The 17242-nt window shown below is 66.7% G+C and carries 13 protein-coding genes and 2 pseudogenes; 7 read left to right on the top strand and 8 right to left on the bottom strand.

Annotated elements, in window-relative coordinates; genetic code table 11:
• Nucleotides 1-140 precede the first annotated feature (140 nt).
• Both LRS03_RS07785 and LRS03_RS07780 read right to left on the bottom strand, forming a co-directional pair.
• A pseudogene (locus tag LRS03_RS07785) lies at nt 141-1845 on the bottom strand (nitrite/sulfite reductase).
• A gap of 17 nt (nt 1846-1862) precedes the next feature.
• Nucleotides 1863-2630 carry a sulfite exporter TauE/SafE family protein gene (locus LRS03_RS07780; protein WP_257824819.1) on the bottom strand — a complete coding sequence of 256 codons (768 nt, stop codon included), beginning with the start codon at nt 2628-2630 and terminating at the stop codon, nt 1863-1865.
• A 191-nt stretch (nt 2631-2821) separates the two neighbouring features.
• Between LRS03_RS07780 and LRS03_RS07775 the strand changes: the two genes are divergently transcribed.
• Nucleotides 2822-3709: a patatin-like phospholipase family protein gene (locus tag LRS03_RS07775; RefSeq protein WP_374685096.1), complete on the top strand. Its 888-nt coding sequence runs from the start codon at nt 2822-2824 to the stop codon at nt 3707-3709.
• Between the two features lie 219 nt (nt 3710-3928).
• Here LRS03_RS07775 and phaP read toward each other — a convergent pair whose 3' ends face one another.
• Complete coding sequence (gene phaP, locus LRS03_RS07770) at nt 3929-4480, bottom strand: TIGR01841 family phasin (protein ID WP_257824816.1); 552 nt, start codon at nt 4478-4480, stop codon at nt 3929-3931.
• A gap of 148 nt (nt 4481-4628) precedes the next feature.
• Between phaP and LRS03_RS07765 the strand changes: the two genes are divergently transcribed.
• The 6 genes from LRS03_RS07765 to LRS03_RS07740 are packed head-to-tail and all read left to right on the top strand — an operon-like array spanning nt 4629 to nt 10255.
• Nucleotides 4629-5567, top strand: a complete 939-nt coding sequence (locus LRS03_RS07765) for a histone deacetylase family protein (protein ID WP_257824815.1) — start codon at nt 4629-4631, stop codon at nt 5565-5567.
• The gene (locus LRS03_RS07760; protein WP_257824814.1) at nt 5564-6004 is read left to right on the top strand and encodes an acyl-CoA thioesterase; all 441 of its coding nucleotides are present in this window, start codon (nt 5564-5566) and stop codon (nt 6002-6004) included. Before LRS03_RS07765 ends, LRS03_RS07760 begins: the two co-directional genes overlap by 4 nt.
• Complete coding sequence (locus tag LRS03_RS07755; RefSeq protein ID WP_257824813.1) at nt 6001-6699, top strand: nitroreductase; 699 nt, start codon at nt 6001-6003, stop codon at nt 6697-6699. The genes LRS03_RS07760 and LRS03_RS07755 overlap by 4 nt, the downstream gene beginning before the upstream one ends.
• On the top strand, nt 6696-7694 hold the full coding sequence (locus tag LRS03_RS07750; protein ID WP_257824812.1) for a 2-hydroxyacid dehydrogenase: 999 nt from the start codon (nt 6696-6698) through the stop codon (nt 7692-7694). Before LRS03_RS07755 ends, LRS03_RS07750 begins: the two co-directional genes overlap by 4 nt.
• A gap of 12 nt (nt 7695-7706) precedes the next feature.
• On the top strand, nt 7707-9089 hold the full coding sequence (locus LRS03_RS07745) for a DNA recombination protein RmuC (RefSeq protein WP_257824811.1): 1383 nt from the start codon (nt 7707-7709) through the stop codon (nt 9087-9089).
• The gene (locus LRS03_RS07740; protein ID WP_257824810.1) at nt 9089-10255 is read left to right on the top strand and encodes an MFS transporter; all 1167 of its coding nucleotides are present in this window, start codon (nt 9089-9091) and stop codon (nt 10253-10255) included. Before LRS03_RS07745 ends, LRS03_RS07740 begins: the two co-directional genes overlap by 1 nt.
• A gap of 13 nt (nt 10256-10268) precedes the next feature.
• Here LRS03_RS07740 and LRS03_RS07735 read toward each other — a convergent pair whose 3' ends face one another.
• The 5 genes and pseudogenes from LRS03_RS07735 to LRS03_RS07715 all read right to left on the bottom strand — a co-directional run bounded on the left by LRS03_RS07735 (nt 10269) and on the right by LRS03_RS07715 (nt 17152).
• A complete protein-coding gene (locus LRS03_RS07735; RefSeq protein ID WP_257824809.1) occupies nt 10269-10904 on the bottom strand; it encodes a glutaredoxin family protein in 636 nt (211 codons plus the stop codon).
• A 45-nt stretch (nt 10905-10949) separates the two neighbouring features.
• A pseudogene (locus LRS03_RS07730) lies at nt 10950-12969 on the bottom strand (M3 family metallopeptidase).
• Between the two features lie 12 nt (nt 12970-12981).
• Entirely contained in the window at nt 12982-13836 is an 855-nt protein-coding gene (gene folD / locus LRS03_RS07725; RefSeq protein WP_257824808.1) for a bifunctional methylenetetrahydrofolate dehydrogenase/methenyltetrahydrofolate cyclohydrolase FolD, read from the bottom strand.
• Nucleotides 13837-13983: 147 nt separating this feature from the next.
• On the bottom strand, nt 13984-14610 hold the full coding sequence (locus LRS03_RS07720; protein WP_201813264.1) for a response regulator transcription factor: 627 nt from the start codon (nt 14608-14610) through the stop codon (nt 13984-13986).
• A 10-nt stretch (nt 14611-14620) separates the two neighbouring features.
• Nucleotides 14621-17152, bottom strand: coding sequence for a PAS domain S-box protein (locus tag LRS03_RS07715; protein WP_257824807.1), 2532 nt, complete (start codon nt 17150-17152; stop codon nt 14621-14623).
• Nucleotides 17153-17242 lie beyond the last annotated feature (90 nt).

Genomic DNA, 17242 nt, shown 5'->3' with positions numbered 1-17242 from the left:
TTGGGCGCGCACGCCATGCCACTGGCTCAGCGTGAGCAGGCTGTAGGGGGTGTGGGTGACGGTGACGAGCGGGCCGTCTTCGCCGGTTACGGTATGCCAGCGGTCGCGGGTGGGGTCGATGAACTTCATCTGCATCTCTCTCAGGCTTGCTGCGCGGTGGCGCGGCGCTGTGCATTGGCGGCGGTCTTGAACGGGTCGAGGCCGATGCGCTTGACGGTGTCGATGAAACGCTCGGCCGCGCTGCTGCGCTGCTCTCGGTAGGTGTCGAGCACGGCTTCGATGACGTCGGCCACTTCTTCGGCGGCGAACGAGGGGCCGATCACCTTGCCGGGCGTGGAGGCGTGACCACCGATGGCCGAGCCGTCGAGGCCGCCGAGCGAGACCTGGTACCACTCCTTGCCGTCCTTGTCGACGCCGAGGATGCCGATGTGGCCGCTGTGATGGTGGCCACAGGAGTTGATGCAGCCGCTGATGTGCAGGTCGATGTCGCCGATGTCGTAGAGTCTCGTCGATGTCGTCGAAACGCTCGGTGATGTCGGCCGCGATCGGGATGGAGCGGGCATTGGCCAGCGCGCAGAAATCGCCGCCGGGGCAGGCGATCATGTCGGTGAGCAGGCCGATGTTGGGCGTGGCGAAGCTCGCGGCCTTGGCTTCTTGCCACAGCGTGAAGAGATCGCTCTCCTTGACCCAGGGCAGCACGAGGTTCTGGTCGTGCGAGACGCGCAACTCGCCCGAGCTGAACTTGTCGGCGAGGTCGGCGGCCAACTCCATCTGCGTGTCGGTGGCGTCGCCCGGGGCCTGGCCGGTGCGCTTGAGCGAGAGGGTGACGGCGCGGTAGCCGGGCACCTGGTGCGCATGCACGTTGCGCTCGGTCCAGCGTTTGAAGGCGTCGGGTGCATCACCGGGCACGTGGAGCTTGCTGTTTGCAATCGGAGCGACGCCGGCCGGGCGCACGAAGCAGGCGTTGACGCGGTCGAACTCGGCCTGCGTGAGGATGTGCGCCGCGCCGTCGAGGTCGCGCTCCAGAATTTCTTTGTATTCCTTGGCGACGGCGTCGATGAACTTCTGGCCTTCGGCCTTCACCAGGATCTTGATGCGCGCCTTGTACATGTTGTCGCGGCGGCCGTAGCGGTTGTAGACGCGCACGATCGCCTCGATGAACACGAGGATGTTCTGCCAGGGCGTGAACTCGCTGATGACGGTGCCGATGATGGGCGTGCGGCCCATGCCACCACCCACCAGCACCTTGAAGCCGACCTCGCCCTTGTCGTTCTTCAGGAGCTGCAGGCCGATGTCGTGCCAGGCGATGGCGGCGCGGTCTTCCTTCGCGCCGCTGACGGCGATCTTGAACTTGCGCGGCAGGTGGGCGAATTCGGGGTGCAACGTGCTCCACTGGCGCAGGATCTCGCAGTACGGGCGCGGGTCGACGATCTCGTCGGCCGCGACACCGGCGAAGCAGTCGCTCGTGATGTTGCGGATGCAATTGCCGCTCGTCTGGATGCCGTGCATCGACACCGAGGCCAGCAGGTCCATCACGTCAGCGGCCTTGGGCAGCGGGATCCAGTTGTACTGGATGTTCTGGCGCGTGGTGAAGTGCGCGTAGCTGCGGTCGAACTCGCGGGCGATGCGCGCCAGCATGCGCAGCTGCGTGCTGCTCAGCTCGCCATACGGCACGGCGATGCGGGCCATCGGCGCATGGCGCTGGATGTACCAGCCGTTCTGCAGCCGAAGGGCACGGAATTCGTCGTCGCTCAGCTTGCCGGCGAGGTTGCGCTCGAGCTGGTCGCGGAACTGCGCAGCGCGCTGCTTGACGAATTGCGTGTCGAAAGAGGTGTACTGGTACATCGTGTTGGGTCCGAAGATCAGCGAATGACTTTGAGGCCGGCGGTCACGAGGGACACGCACAGCAGCGTCCGCACAAGGCGGTCGGGCATTTTCCGCGTCAGCTGGGCCCCGATCCAGATTCCGGGAATCGAGCCGACCAGCAGCGCCGCGAGCAGGCCCCACTCCACATGGCCCAGCGTGGCGTGGCCGATGCCGGCGACCAAGGTGAGCGGCACCGCATGGGCGATGTCGGTGCCGACCAGGCGGCGGGCTTCCAGGTGGGGGTAGAGCAGCAGGATGAGCGTCGCGCCGATGGCGCCGGCGCCGATGGAGCTGAGCGTCACCAGCACACCCAGGATCAGGCCAGCCAGCACGGTGAAGAACGGCTTGCGGGACTCCGGCAGCCAACGCTCCAGTTTCAGTCCCAGGCGGTGCCACGCAGCCTTGTAGGCGACCGTCACGGCCGTCAGCAGCAGCGCGATGCCGAGCGTGAAGGTCAGTGCACTCGCCCAACCCTTGGTGATGCCGGTGAAGTGCATCAGCGCCAGGGTGCCGATGGCCGCCGGAATGCTGCCGGCCAGCAGGCGCCACAGGATCTTGTAGTCCACATGACCGTGGCGGTGGTGGGCGATCGAGCCGGACGTCTTGGTGATGGCGGCGAACCACAGGTCGGTGCCGATGGCCACCGCCGGGTTCAGCTTGAACACCGTCATCAGCAAAGGCGTCATCAGCGAGCCCCCGCCGACGCCGGTGAGGCCTACGATGGCACCGACGCCAAAGCCGCTGAGGATTGCCAGAAAGTCCATGGGATGCCCGGAAAGAGGGAGGCTGGACTGTACAAAGCGCCTATATATATAGAAAGAACAGTTTAGTAAGTTGTTTATTCGCATATCGGCATGAAGCCGGGGTGTCTGCGGGCTGGCTTTTAGAATCCCGCGCCATGGTTGCCTTTCGCGCTTTCTTCGACCGCTGCCGCTGGGTGGCATTTGTTCTGGCGATGGCGGCGCTCAGTGCCTGTCAGACTGCACCGACCGTCCCGCCGGTCACCACGGCCCCGGTGGTCCTGCCGCCGGACTCGGCCGCTTCTGCGCCGGTCGTGGTGCCGGCACGGCCCCCGCGCGTGGGCCTCGCGCTCGGAGGCGGAGCGGCCCGCGGATTCGCCCACATCGGAGTGATCCAGGTGCTGGAGGAAAACGGCATCAAGGTCGACTACGTGACCGGGACCTCGGCCGGCAGCCTGGTTGCCGCCTTGTACGCCTCGGGCCGCAACGGTTCGGCGCTGGCCGCGATGGCCGACCAGATGGACGAATCGGCGTTTGCCGACTGGGCGTTCCCCGGTCGGGGGCTGATCCGTGGCGAGGCGCTGGCGCGCTACGTGCGCGAGAACACGGGCGGCCGCACCATCGAGCAAATGGTGTTGCCGCTCGGCATCGTGGCCACCGACCTGGACACCGGCCAGGCCATCCTTTTCCAACGGGGCGATGCCGGCACGGCGGTGCGAGCGTCGAGCTCCGTACCCGCTGTTTTCACGCCGGTGAAGATCGGCACGCGCGAGTATGTGGACGGTGGGCTGGTGTCGCCCGTGCCGGTGCGATTTGCGAAACAGATGGGCGCCGAGCTGGTCATCGCCGTCGACATCTCGGCCATCCCCGACGGGGCGCCGACCGGCGATCCGATGCGCATGCTGCTGCAGACGTTCGCGATCATGGGCAAGAGCATCAACAGCTTCGAGCTGCGCGAGGCCGATGTGGTGCTGCGACCCAAGCTTGCCGGGGTGTCGAGCGCCGATTTCTCGAACCGAAAACGTTCGATACAGGCCGGGCGAGATGCCATGACGGCCGCACTGCCGGAGCTGAGAACCAAGCTCCTCACTAAAACTCGCTGATTTGCGGCAGCCCTTGCTGCGCAACCCAGCTTTCGTTCAGGCAAATAAAAAGCCCGGTGTTTCCACCGGGCTGAAGGTACCTTGAATGGAGAATTCGCGGGTACCGAGGAGACAACCTTTCAGGGAGACCACAAGCGTCGCTCGTGGAACTCTTCAGATGGAGTGTCCGCCTGGAAGTTCAATCCTCGTTCGCAAACTTTTGTGTCACGGCCTGATGGCTCAGGCAGCGCGCTTGGTCTTGGTTGCGGCCTGGGTGGCTTTCACGGCGGTGGTGGTCATCGCCTGGAAGTTGGCTTCGGCCACGTCGGCCGCCTGCTTGGCAGCCTTGTGCACCGACTCGTAGGCGTTGTTGGCGGCGGCCACGGCCGACTTCACCAGCGCCACGGCGTTCTCGGTGCCGGCGGGAGCGTTCTTCAGGTTGGTGTCGACCAGCGCCATGAACTTCTTCTGGGCTTCGGTGGCTTGCGCTTCGGCGACCTTGCTGATGTCAGCGCTGGTGGCAGAGGCGATGTCGTACACGTAGCGGCCGTAAGCGGCAGCCTTTTCGGCGGCCGGTTGCAGCAGGCCGGCTTGCAGGGCCAGCAGTTCCTGTGCGTCCTTGACCGACAGCACGGCCTTGGTGTTCTCGGTGGCTTCGCCCAGCGCCGTCTTGGCGACTTGCAGGTTCAACTCCACCAGCTTCTCGATGCCTTCGAATGCCTTGCCGGTCAGGCCGAAGAGGGTTTCGACGTTGGCCTTGTGGGCGGCGATGAGTTGTTCAGCGGTCAGCATGTTCATGATCTCCTGGTTAGATTGAGAGGGTCTGACACAGCTTTTGTTGCGCTGCACCATGACCACAAGTATACGAACGTCGGCCGACTTTTCAAGCGGTTTTTGCTGCAACGCAACATATTAGAGGCGCATTCCTAAGTTGTTGAGCATGAAGGCTTTTTTTGCCGATCACGTGGGCTTGCAGTTGCCGGCAGGGCATCGGTTTCCCTTCCAGAAGTACGGGCTTCTGCGCGAACGCGTGGCGGCTGACCTTCCGTCTCTGGCCTTGCAGGCGGCCGAGCCCACCAGCGAGGGCGAACTGGCGCTGGCGCACGAGCCGCACTACATCGCTGCGGTGCTGCAAGGGCACCTCAGTGCGCAGGCGCAGCGCGAGATCGGATTTCCCTGGTCGCCGCGCATGGCCGAGCGTGCGTGCCGCTCCGTGGGGGCGACGATTTCCGCAGCGCGTGTCGCCTTGCGCGAAGGCATCGGGGCCAACCTCGCAGGCGGCACCCACCACGCCAGTGCCGAAAGCGGCGGCGGCTACTGCGTGTTCAACGATGTGGCCGTGGCGGCGCGGCTTATGCAGGCTGAGTGGCACCGACTCCATCGGCGCCTCCTGCGGGTCGCGGTAATCGATCTCGACGTGCACCAGGGCAACGGCACCGCTTCGATCTTCCGCGACGATCCGACGGTGTTCACGCTGTCGCTGCACGGTGCGAAGAACTTCCCCTTCCGCAAGCAGCCGGGAGACCTCGACGTCGACCTGCCCGATGGCTGCGGCGACGTCGAGTACCTGCAGGCGCTCGACTCAGCGCTCGATCAACTCTGGTTGCACCACGGTGAACACCTGCCCGGCCTCGTCTTCTACCTGGCAGGCGCCGACCCCCACGAGGGCGACCGCCTCGGCCGCCTGAAGCTCAGCACCGAAGGCTTGGCTGAACGCGACCGCCGTGTCTTCGCCGCGCTGCTGCAGCGGCGGATCCCGGTGGCGCTCTCGATGGCCGGCGGTTACGGCCGCGATCTGGCCGACACGGTGCAAGTCCAGATCAACACCCTGCGCCTCGCTGAAGAACATTGGCAGCGATGGAACAATCAACGCCCATGACATCCCCACGCCCCCAGCCCGACGGCCGCGAGGCCTACCGCCACTTCGCGCCGATCGCCACCCGCTGGATGGACAACGACGCCTACGGCCACCTGAACAACGTCGTCTACCACAGCCTCTTCGACACCGCGGTGAACCGCTACCTGATCGAAGCCGGCGCGCTCGACATCCACAAAGGACGCACCATCGGCCTCGTGGTCGAGACGCACTGCAACTACTTCGCCTCGATCGAGTTCCCGCAGTTGGTCGAGGCCGGCATCCGCGTCGCGCACATGGGTGCTTCGAGCGTTCGCTACGAGATCGGCATCTTTGCGGCCGGCGAGGCGCTATGTGCTGCACGTGGCCACTTCATCCACGTCTATGTGGACCGCGACACCCGCCGTCCGGTGCCCTTGCCGGACGCGCTCCATCAGGCTCTGCAGGAGATCAAGGTTTGAATCCCACGCCCCAACAGACCGCCGCGGTCGACGCCGCGATCACCTCGCGGCGCTCGCTGCGGGCCTTCCTGCCGACGCCGGTGCCGCGCGAGACGCTCGCCGACATCCTGCAGATCGCCGCGCGTGCGCCCTCGGGCACCAACACCCAGCCGTGGAAGGTCTACGTGCTGACCGGCGAATCGCTGCGCTCCTTGTCACGGCAGGTGCGCGCCGCCTACGACGACCCCGCAGTCGCAGCGCAGCATCACGAGGCCTATGCGTACTACCCGCGCCAATGGCAGTCGCCCTACATCGAGCGCCGCCGCAAGGTCGGCTGGGACCTGTACTCCCTGCTCGGCATCGCCAAGGGCGACAAGGAACGCATGCACGCGCAGCACGGCCGCAACTACGCCTTCTTCGATGCCCCGGTGGGTTTCATGTTCACCATCGACCGGGTCATGGAGCAGGGCAGCTGGCTCGACTACGGCATGTTCCTGCAGAACATCATGGTGGCCGCCCGCGCCCGCGGGCTCGACACCTGCCCGCAAGCCGCGTGGACGCAGTTCCACCGCATCATCCTGCCCGCCATCGGCGCCGGACCCGACGAGATGCTGGTGTGCGGCATGTCGCTCGGCCATGCCGACCCCCACGCGATCGAGAACACGCTCCAGACCGAGCGTGAATCGGTCGCCAACTTCGCGAGGTTCCTCGAATGAGTCGTCCTGCCGTCCTGGTGGCGCGCGCCATCCAACCCGAAGTCGTCGCGCGCCTGCGTGAGCACTTCGAGGTGGAGGTCAACAGCGCCGACAACGTCTACACGCGTGACGAGCTGGTCGCCCGCCTGCAGGGAAAGCTTGGTGTGCTGACCACCGGCAGCGAGCGCATCGACGATGGCGTGCTCGCCGCCTGCCCGGGCCTGCGCGCGGTGTGCAACATCGCCGTCGGCTTCAACAACCTCGACGTGCCGGCCGCCACCGCGCGTGGCGTGCTCTGCACCAACACGCCCGACGTGCTGACCGAGACCACCGCCGATTTCGGCTTCGCCCTGATGATGGCCACTGCGCGGCGCATTGCCGAGTCCGAGCACTTCCTGCGCCGAGGCGAGTGGACGAAGTGGGCGATCGACATGTTCGCGGGCAGCGACATCCATGGCGCCACGCTCGGCATCCTCGGCATGGGCCGCATCGGCCAGGCGATTGCAAGGCGCGGCGCCCATGGCTTTGGCATGAAGGTGATCTACTGCAACCGCACCCGCCTTGCGCCCGAGATCGAGGCCGGCTGCAAGGCGAGCCATGTGTCGAAAGAGGAACTGCTGCGCCAGGCCGATCACCTGGTGATCGTGGTGCCGTACTCGGCGGCGTCGCACCATGCCATCGGCGCGGCGGAGCTCGCGCTGATGAAGCCCACCGCTACCCTCACCAACATTGCCCGCGGCGGTGTGGTCGACGATGCGGCGCTGGCGACCGCCCTGGCCGAGAAGCGCATCGCCGCCGCGGGCCTCGATGTGTTCGAGGGCGAGCCCGCTGTCAACCCGGCCTTGCTGCAGGTGCCCAACGTCGTGCTCACACCGCACATCGCCAGCGCCACCCGCGCCACGCGTCTCGCGATGGCCACGCTTGCGGCCGACAACCTGATCGCGGCACTCGGCTTCGGCCCGCAGGCCGGCCGCCCGCCCACGCCGATCAACCCCGAATTGCTGAAGCACCCCTGAGACAATCGCCGGATGCAAACCCCGTGGTGGATCGTGGCGGCGCTTCTCGCCGTCAATCTCGTGTTGCTGCTCTGGCTGGCCTTTCGCCGGCCGCCGGTGGATGACAGCCTGAAAGCCGACCTGCGCAGCAGCACCGAGCGCCTGGAGCGCGAGCTGCGCGATGAACTGGGCCGCAGCGCCCAGGGCACCCGGCAGGAGCTGGTCAGCACGCTGGCCAGCTTTCAGCAGACGCTGACCGGCGCGCAGGCCGATGTGGCACGGCTGCAAAACGAGCAGATCGACAGCTTTCGCGTGCAGCTCGCGACGATGCAGCAGGCGACCAGCGACTCGCTGCAGCGTTTCTCCGGCACGCTGAACCAGCAGCTGCAGGCCTTGTCGGAGGCCAACGAACGCCGCCTCGCCGAAGTGCGCGGCGCCGTCGAACAGCGCCTCACCGCCTTGCAACAGGGCAACGAGCAGAAGCTCGAGCAGATGCGCGCCACCGTCGACGAGAAGCTGCACGCCACGCTGGAGCAGCGCCTGGGTGAAAGCTTCAAGCAGGTGGCCGACCGGCTGGAGCAGGTGCACCGCGGCCTGGGCGAGATGCAGGGACTGGCGCGCGACGTGGGGTCGCTCAGCCGCGTGCTCAACAACGTGAAGACACGTGGCACCTTCGGCGAGACGCAGCTGGCCGGGCTGCTGGAGCAGGTCTTCACGCCCGAGCAGTACGGCACCAACGTCGAGACCGTGCCCAACACCGGCGCGCGGGTGGAGTTCGCGATTCGCCTGCCGGGCCAGCGCGCCGACGGCGTGCCGCTGTGGCTGCCGATCGACTGCAAATTCCCGCGCGAGGACTACGAGCGCCTGGTGGATGCACAACAGAACGCCGATGCGGCCGCCGCCGAGGCCGCCGCGAAAGCGATCGAGCTGCGCCTGCGCGCCGAGGCGAAGACCATCCGCGACAAGTACGTCTCGCCGCCGCACACCACCGACTTCGGCATCCTCTTCGTGCCGACCGAGGGGCTGTACGCCGAAGCCTTGCGTCGGCCCGGGCTTGTCGAAGCGCTGCAGCGCGAGCACCGGGTGATGCTCGCCGGCCCCACCACCTTGCTCGCCACCTTGAGCAGCCTGCAGATGGGCTTTCGTACCCTCGCGCTCGAAAAGCGCTCGGTCGAGGTGTGGGAGGTGCTGGGTGCGGTCAAGACGGAGTTCGGCAAGTTCGGCGACGTGCTCGCCAAGACGAAGAAGAAGCTCGACGAGGCCAGCAACAACATCTTGCAAGCCGAAGTGCGTGCGCGTGCGATGTCGCGCGAGCTGCGCACCGTCGAGGCCCTGCCCGAAGCCCGCGCGAAGGTTGTGCTGCCCCTGCCGGCAGATGATGCGAACCTCACCACCGGCGACCTCCTCGACCCCTGATGGCTTCGTTTCCGCGCTCGCTCCTGGCCTTGATCGTGGGCCAGGTGTGCCTGCATTCCTGCATGTCGGGCATCCGCGTGGCCGGGCCGCTGCTCGCGTTGCGCACCGGCCAGCCGGCGTGGGCGGTCGGGGTGCTGCTGGGCCTGTTTGCCGCCGCGCCGGTGCTGTCGTCGCTGTATGCCGGGCGCATGGCCGACCGGCACGGGTATCACCACCCGGTGCGGCTCGGGGTGGCGCTCACGGTGGTGGGCGGGGTGCTGGCCATCCTGGCGACCTGGCTCGTGGACTTCCAGTTCGCGCTGCTGGGGCTGGCGGCGTGCCTGTGCGGTGTCGGCACGAATTTCGGCCTCATCGCCAACCAGCGCACGGCCGGCAAGCTGGCCGCCGGTGACCGGGCGGCGCTCACACGCGTGTTCAGCTGGCTCGGTCTCGCGCCGGCGCTGTCGAACGTGATCGGCCCGATCGTCGCCGGCACGCTGATCGACCTGGCTGGTTTCCGCGGCGCCTTCATCGCACTCACGCTCTTGCCGCTGGCCACGCTGTGGTCGTCGCGCCAGGTGCCGAAGGAGCCGCCAGCGCCGCTGCGTGGCGCCGAGGGCAAGCGTGCTGCGTGGGACCTACTCGTCGTGCCCGGCATGCCGCGGCTGCTGTTGGTCAACTTCCTGATGTCGTCGAGCTGGGACCTGCACTCGTTCATCGTGCCGGTGATCGGCCACGAGCGCGGCTACAGCGCCTCGGCGATCGGGCTGATCCTGGGCGTGTTTGCCGCGGCGGTGGCGGGTGTGCGCGTGCTGCTCCCGTTCCTGTCGCATCGGCTGCGTGAGCACCAGGTGCTGGCGGGGGCGATGGTGCTGACGGCTCTCGTCTTCTGCATGTACCCGTGGGTGCACAGCGCGTGGCTGATGGGCCTGTGCGCGGCGGCCCTGGGCCTGGCACTCGGCGCGGTGAACCCGATGGTGATGACCGCCTTGCACCACCTCACGCCAGACGACCGGCATGGCGAGGCGATCGCGTTGCGCTCGATGACGGTCAATGCGACGAGTGCGCTGATGCCCTTGCTCTTCGGTGCGCTGGGCGCGGCGGTGGGGGCTTCAGCGCTGTTCTGGCTGATGGGCTTGGCGGTGGGGGCTGGCAGCTGGCAGGCGCGGCAGGTCGGCCGCGGCTGAGTCGGTTTGCGACTCAGAAGCGGATGCCGGACGGCGGCGTGGCCGGTGCCGGCTCAGGCGCTGGCGGGCGCTGCGGCGCAGGGGCCGGCGCTTGCGCGGCCGGCGCCGCGGCAGGGCGCGATTCCGTCAGCGGCTCGGCCTTGCCCTGCGGGAAGTTCGCAGGCAGGCGCGATTCCTTCGGGTAGCCCGCCGCGTCGAGGTACGACGCCCAGTCCTCGCGCTGCCAGCCGCGCAGGGTCTGGGCGCCCACGGTAAGCGCCGGCAGGGTGGAACTACCGGTCAGGCGCTGCAGGGCCTGGCCGTCCTCCGCGGTGGAGACGAGCTTTTCCGAGAACGGGATGCCGCGTTGGCGCAGGAATTGTTTGCCGTCGTCGCAAGGTGGGCAGTCGGGCGCCACGTAGAGCGTGACCGGGTAGCGCAGCGCGGCCTGGCGCACCTCGAACGGCACCGACACATCGTTGGCCACGCCGCCACGGGTGCTCATGGGCTGCACCTTCTTCTCGGAGGTGACGTCAGGCCGGTCGGTGTAGGTGATCTTCCCGTCGGGCCCGACCACCTTGTAGAGCGCAAAGGCCGGCGCGGCCGAGAGCAGCGAGACCGCTGCGACCGAGGCCGCCAGGGTGTGGATCGCGCGGTGGCGTGGGCTCATGTCGTGGTGTCTCCGTGGCTCGGCAAGGCGCTCGAATTCTAGGGATCAGGCCATGCCCTGGTGGCGCAAAAGTGCGTCAATTCGTGGCTCTCGGCCGCGGAAGGCCTTGAAGCTCTCCATCGCGGGGCGGCTGCCGCCGGCCTCGAGGATGGCCTCGCGGTAGCGTCGGCCGGTCTCGGGGTCGAGAGCGCTGGTTTCCTCGAAGGCGCTCCAAGCGTCGGCGCTCAGCACCTCGGCCCATTTGTAGCTGTAGTAGCCGGCCGAGTAGCCGCCAGCGAAGATGTGCGAGAACGAATGCTGAAAGCGGTTGAACGGCGGCGGCGCCATCACCGACACCTCGCGCCGCACTGCGTCGACGAGCGCCTGGATGTCGGCTTCGGCGCCGGGCTCGCTGTGCAGGCGCATGTCGAAGAGCGCGAACTCGATCTGCCTGAGCGTTTGCAGGCCGCTCTGGAAATTCTTGGCCGCCAGCATCTTGTCGTAGAGCGTGCGGGGCAGAGGCTCGCCGGTGTCGACGTGCGCGGTCAGGTGCTTGAGCACCTCCCACTCCCAGCAGAAGTTCTCCATGAACTGGCTGGGCAGTTCCACCGCATCCCATTCCACGCCGGAGATGCCCGCCACGCCGATGTCGTCGACCTGCGTCAGCATGTGGTGCAGCCCGTGTCCGAATTCGTGGAAGAGGGTCGTCACCTCGTCGTGCGTCAACAGCGCCGGCTTGCCGTCGGCCGGCGGGGTGAAATTGCAGACCAGGTGGGCCACCGGCGTCTGGGTCCGGCCCTCCGGTCGAGCCCAACGGCCGCGCACATCGTCCATCCACGCGCCGGGGCGCTTGCCGGTGCGGGCATAGGGGTCGAGGTAGAACTGGCCGACGAGCTGTGCGCCTCGCTCGATGCGGAAGAAACGCACGTTGGGGTTCCACACCTCGGCGGTGTCGGGGCGGATGCTCACCTCGAACAGCGTCTCGATGATGCGGAACAGGCCCGAGAGCACCTTGGGTTCGGTGAAGTACTGCTTCACCTCCTGGTCGCTGAACGCGTAGCGCGCTTCCTTGAGCTTCTCGCTGGCGTAGGGTACGTCCCAGGACTGCAGGTCGTCCAAGCCGAGTTCGGTGCGCGCGAAGTCGCGCAGTTCGGCCAGGTCACGCTCGGCGTAGGGCCGGGCGCGCTTGGCGAGGTCGCGCAGGAAGTCGAGCACCTGCTGCGGCGAATCGGCCATCTTGGGCACGAGCGAGACTTCGGCGTAGTTGCGGTAGCCGAGCAGCTGCGCTTCTTCCTGCCGCAGCGCCAGCAACTCTTTCATGATGGCGCTGTTGTCGTGCTCGGGCTTGCCGAGTTCGCTCGCGCGGGTGGCGTAGGCGGTGTTGGAGCTTTTGTCGCAGGGCGCGGTCATCGCCGTACTGCATGACCGGGAAGTAGCTCGGGAAGTGCAGCGTGAGCTTGTAGCCGGGCTTGCCGGCAGCCTCGGCCGCGGCGCGAGCGGCCTGCCTCACGTCGTCGGGCACGCCGGGGAGGCGGCTTTCGTCGACGTAAAGCGCGTAGTGGTCGGTCGCGTCCATCACATGCTCGGAGTAGGCCTGCGACAAGGCGGCATGCCGTTCCTGGATCTGCGCATAGCGCTCGCGCGCAGCCCCTTGCAATTCGGCGCCCGACAGCACGAAGTCGCGCATCGCGTTGGCCAGCGCCTTCTTGCGTGCCGTGTTCAGCCTTGCGGCGGCCGGGCTGTTGGCGATGGCCTTGTACTTGGCGTAGAGCCGCTCGTCGGCGCCGAGCCGGGTGTGGAATTCGGTGACCTTGGGGAGGTTCTCGTTGTAGACGGCGCGTAGCTCCGGCGTATCGGCCACATGGTTCAAGTGGGCGACTGCGCCCCAGGCGCTGTGCAGCCGCTCGGTGGCGACGTCGAGCACGGCCGACATCGCGTCGTAGTCGGCTGGTACCTCGTCACCCGTGGCCCGCTGCAGCGCCTGGTCGGCGTCGGCCAGCAGCTGCGTGATGGCAGGCGTGACGTGCTCGGGCTGGATCTGCGCGAAATGCGGCAGGCCGGTGGTGTCGAGGAGGGGGTTGCTCATAGGCGTCTTGACTCAGTTGGACGCGGCGCGTTCCGCGGCTTCGAGGGTGTTCACGAGGAGCATTGCACGGGTCATCGGCCCCACGCCTCCCGGCACCGGGGTGATCCACCCGGCGACCTTGGAGACGCCCTCGAAATCCACATCGCCACAGAGCTTGCCTTCATCGTTTCGGTTCATGCCGACATCGATGATGACGGCACCCGGTTTGACCATGTCGGCGGTGACGGTGTTGCGCCGGCCGACGGCCGCCACGATCACGTCGGCCTGGCGGGTGTGGGCGCCCAGGTCGGCGGTGGCACTGTGGCAGATGGTGACGGTGGCATTGGCTTGCAAGAGCAACTGGGCCATCGGCTTGCCGACCGTGTTGCTGCGGCCGATCACGACGGCGTGCTTGCCGCGCAGGTTGAGGCCGGTGGTCTCGATCAGCTTCATGCAGCCATAGGGCGTGCACGACTTGAAGCCGGGCAGTCCGCTCGCCAGGGCGCCGGCGCTCTGGATGGAGAAACCGTCCACATCCTTGTGCGGAGAGATGGCGGCAATGACCTTCTGCGGATCGATGTGCTTGGGCACGGGCATCTGTACCAGGATGCCGTGGATCTTCGGGTCGGCGTTGAGTTCGGCGATGCGCTTGAGCAACGCGGCCTCGCTCATGTCGGCGGGGTAGCGATCGAGCAGGGAGTAGACGCCGCTGCCTTCACAGTCCTTGACCTTGTGGCTCACGTAGACCTGGCTGGCCGGGTCGTCACCCACGAGCACCACGGCGAGGCCGGGCTGGTGGCCCCGGGCGGTCAGCGCTGCGGCGCGCTCGGCCACTTCGCCACGGATCTTCTTGGCCAGTGCGTTGCCATCGATGAGTTGTGCAGTCATGGGTGGTCCTTGATCTAGGAGTTGAAACTAAAAAGGGCCGCTGAGACAGCGGCCCTTTGTGATGTGTTGCGCATGTCCGGCGCCGGGCCGCCCCAAGCCGGACGGCGCCCCTTGGGGGCAGGAGCGAAGCGACTGGGGGGCTGAAATCTATGCCTTGGTCTGCTGGGCGCCCAGCGCGATTTTGAGCAGATCGGCCACGGTGTTGGCGTTGAGCTTTTCCATGATGTTGGCGCGGTGCGCTTCCACCGTCTTGATGCTGATGCCAAGGTCGTCGGCGATCTGCTTGTTCAGGCGGCCGGCGACGATGCGCTCCAGCACCTGAGACTCGCGCGTGGTCAGGCGCGAGAGCAAGGCGTCGCGGCTGGCAGCCTCTTGATGGTGCGAGAAGGCGCTGCGGGCCTGGTCGAGCATGCGCTCCACGAGGTTGAGCAACTCTTCTTCCTTGAAGGGCTTTTCGATGAAGTCCATCGCGCCCTTCTTCATGGTGCTGACTGCCATGGGCACGTCGCCATGGCCGGTGATGAAGACGACGGGCAGCGGCGACTTGCGCTCGAGCAGGCGGTCTTGCAGCTCCAGGCCGCTCATGCCGTCCATGCGGATGTCGGCGATCAGGCAGGCGACTTCACGTGGGTCGAAGCGGGAGAGGAAGGATTCGGAAGAGTCGAAGCACTTGACCCGGTAGTCCTTGCCTTCGAGCAGCCATTGCAAGGAATCACGAACCGCCTCGTCGTCATCGACCACGTAGACGGTGCCCTTCTTGGGAATCAGACTCATGTGTGCTGTCTCATGTCAGGGCCGCTTCGAGGCCCGTGGATTTGGCGGTTTCGACCGGCAGCGTAAAGGTAAAACGGCAGCCGACAGCGAGGTCGCCATTGTAGAGGTTCTGCGCCCGGATCCGGCCTCGGTGGCTCTCGATGATGGAGCGGCACAACGACAGGCCGATGCCCAGGCCTTCGACCTTGGTCGAGAAGAAGGCTTCGTAGAGGCGGTTGATCACCTCGTCTTTGAGGCCGGGGCCGGAGTCGGTGACGCTGAACTCGATCACGCCGCCTTCTTCGGGTGTGTGCTTGGGCACCACGCGCAGCTCGATGTTGCGGCGTGCCGGCGGCAGGCCGGCCATGTCGATGGCCTCGGCCGAGTTCTTCAGCAGGTTCAAGATCACCTGCTCGATGAGGATGGGGTCGACCATCAAGGTCGGCAGGCGCTGGGCGACGTAGACGTGCAGCGAGACGTTGCGCCGGCGCAGTTCGATGCCGGCGAGATCGACCGCGTCGTCGACGATGTTGCGGGCCTCGGCGGCCTGGCGTTGCGGCTCGCTGCGTTTCACGAAGGCGCGGATGCGGCGGATGATCTGCGCGGCGCGGTCGGCCTGCTTGGCGGTTTTTTCCAGCGCGGCAACGAGGTCATCTTTGCCAATGGCGTCGCTCTTCACCCGCGAGACCATGCCGTTGCAGTAGTTGGTGATGGCGGTGAGCGGCTGGTTCAGCTCGTGCGCGACCGATGAGGCCATCTCGCCCATCGTCATCAGGCGGCTCGTCACCTGCGCCTTCTCGGCCTGCTGCTTCGATTGCTCTTCGGCGTGGCGGCGGCTCGTGATGTCGGTGGCGATCAGCATCTGCGCGAGGCGGCCGTCGGTCCATTGCAGGTACCGCGCGCGGACGTCGAACCACTTCTGCAGCGACTCGACGAAGACTTCGCGCGTTTCGGAGCCGGCCTCGGTCAGCTCCTGCGTGGGCAGGCCGCCGAAGCTGTCGACCGAGTCGCCCATGTCGGCAATCATCGGCAACCCGGGCTCGCCACCGGCGAGCGTGCCGTGGCCTTGAGCATCGGCACCGAACCACAGACGGTAGGAGCGGTTGGCGAAGAGCAGCTCGCCCTGCTGCACCGAGAGCACCGACACGGCGGCGTCGAGTCCTTCCAGCACGGTGGTGAAGCGCTCGTGCGAGGCCGAGAGCTGGTCGCGCACGCGCTTGGCCTCGGTGATGTTGGTCATCGAGGTCATCCAGCCGGTCTGCATGCCCTTGGGGTCGATCAGCGGCGAGACGTACATGCGTGCGTCGAAGAGGGTGCCGTCCTTGCGCATCGCCTTCACCTCGATGCCGCCAGCGGGGCTGCGGCCTTGCAGCTCTTGCTGCAGCAGGCGCATGTTCTCCTCGTAGCGGTCGGGCGGCCAGTGCGGGAAGGGCGGCATGCGGCCGATCAGCTCGTGTTCGCTGAATCCGGTCATCGCGCAGAAGGCGGGGTTCACGTAGGTGATGCGGCCTTCCATGTCCATCGCGCGCATGCCGGTGAGCATGGAGTTTTCCATCGCGCGGCGGAAATTGGTTTCCGACACGAGGGTGGCTTGCATCTGCACACGCCGGCGCATGTGGCGCCACGTGCCGAGCAGCATCCAGACAGTGAGCACCGAAAGCGCCGACACCATCCAGAACAGCGTGTTGCTGATCAGGCCGATGGACGTGCGATAGCCCTGGCCCCGCAGCACGAGGCCGTTGCTAGCCGGAGCAAGTGGCACCTCGTGCACGATGGACGCCGGCTTGGCCGTTTCGCCCGGCGTCATCGGCAAGGTGCTGGCGACCACCTTGCCCTGCGCATCCACCAGCGTCATCGTGTGTCGCTTCGACACCTCGGCCGGGATGAAGTAGCGCACCAGCGAGTCGATCGAGTACTCGGCGATCAGCGTGCCCGAGAACGCGCTGCGGTCCAGCAGCGGCACATGCACCTGGAACACCGCGTTGCCGTTGCCGTCGGTGAAGGTGCGCGAATAGACGGGCAACCGCAGCTCGCGTGTGGCGCGGAAGGCCTGGTCGGGTTCGCTGTTGCGCTGCTCGGGCAGCGAGCGCTGGTTGTCGACGTACGGCAGGCCCAGCTCTGAAAAGAGCGTCGTCGTCGAGTAGCTGGCCTTGCGGGCACGCGACTGGTTCACCCAGATCAGGTTGGTGATCTCCGGCCTCTCGCGCGTGAAGCTCGCGGCCTGGCTTTGGAACTCTTCCTCGTCGATCTGGCGCGTGACGATCTCGCGCGCAATGCGCACCAGTTGCTCCTGGTTTTCGATCAGGCGCAGGCGCACCTGCTGCTGGGCGATCTCGGTGTCGCGCTTGACGGACTCCTGCTCGCGCTCGAATTCCTCGTTGCGCAGGTACCAGAAGGCGGAAATGATGGCCGCGAGAAAGAGCAGCACCGACACCAGCGGTCCCAGCGTCGCATAGCGGTCCTGCCGGGCGGGCGACTGGCGGCGCCACCACCGTCCGACCAGGCGGCCAGCCCTTGCGGTGACAGGGCGGCGCGGGGAGGAGGGTGGTGCTGGAGTGGACATAGGCGGATTATCGAGGGGCGCCCCGAGTACCCCGGGCGTCCCACATTTCGGATCCGTAGAAGTTCGTATAGTGAAATGACGTAGCGCTAT

The organism is Rhizobacter sp. J219, assembly GCF_024700055.1.
Taxonomy (GTDB): Bacteria; Pseudomonadota; Gammaproteobacteria; order Burkholderiales; family Burkholderiaceae_C; genus Rhizobacter.
The sequence above is the reverse complement of the archived record's forward strand: the minus strand, read 5'-3'. Positions and strand labels throughout refer to the sequence as shown.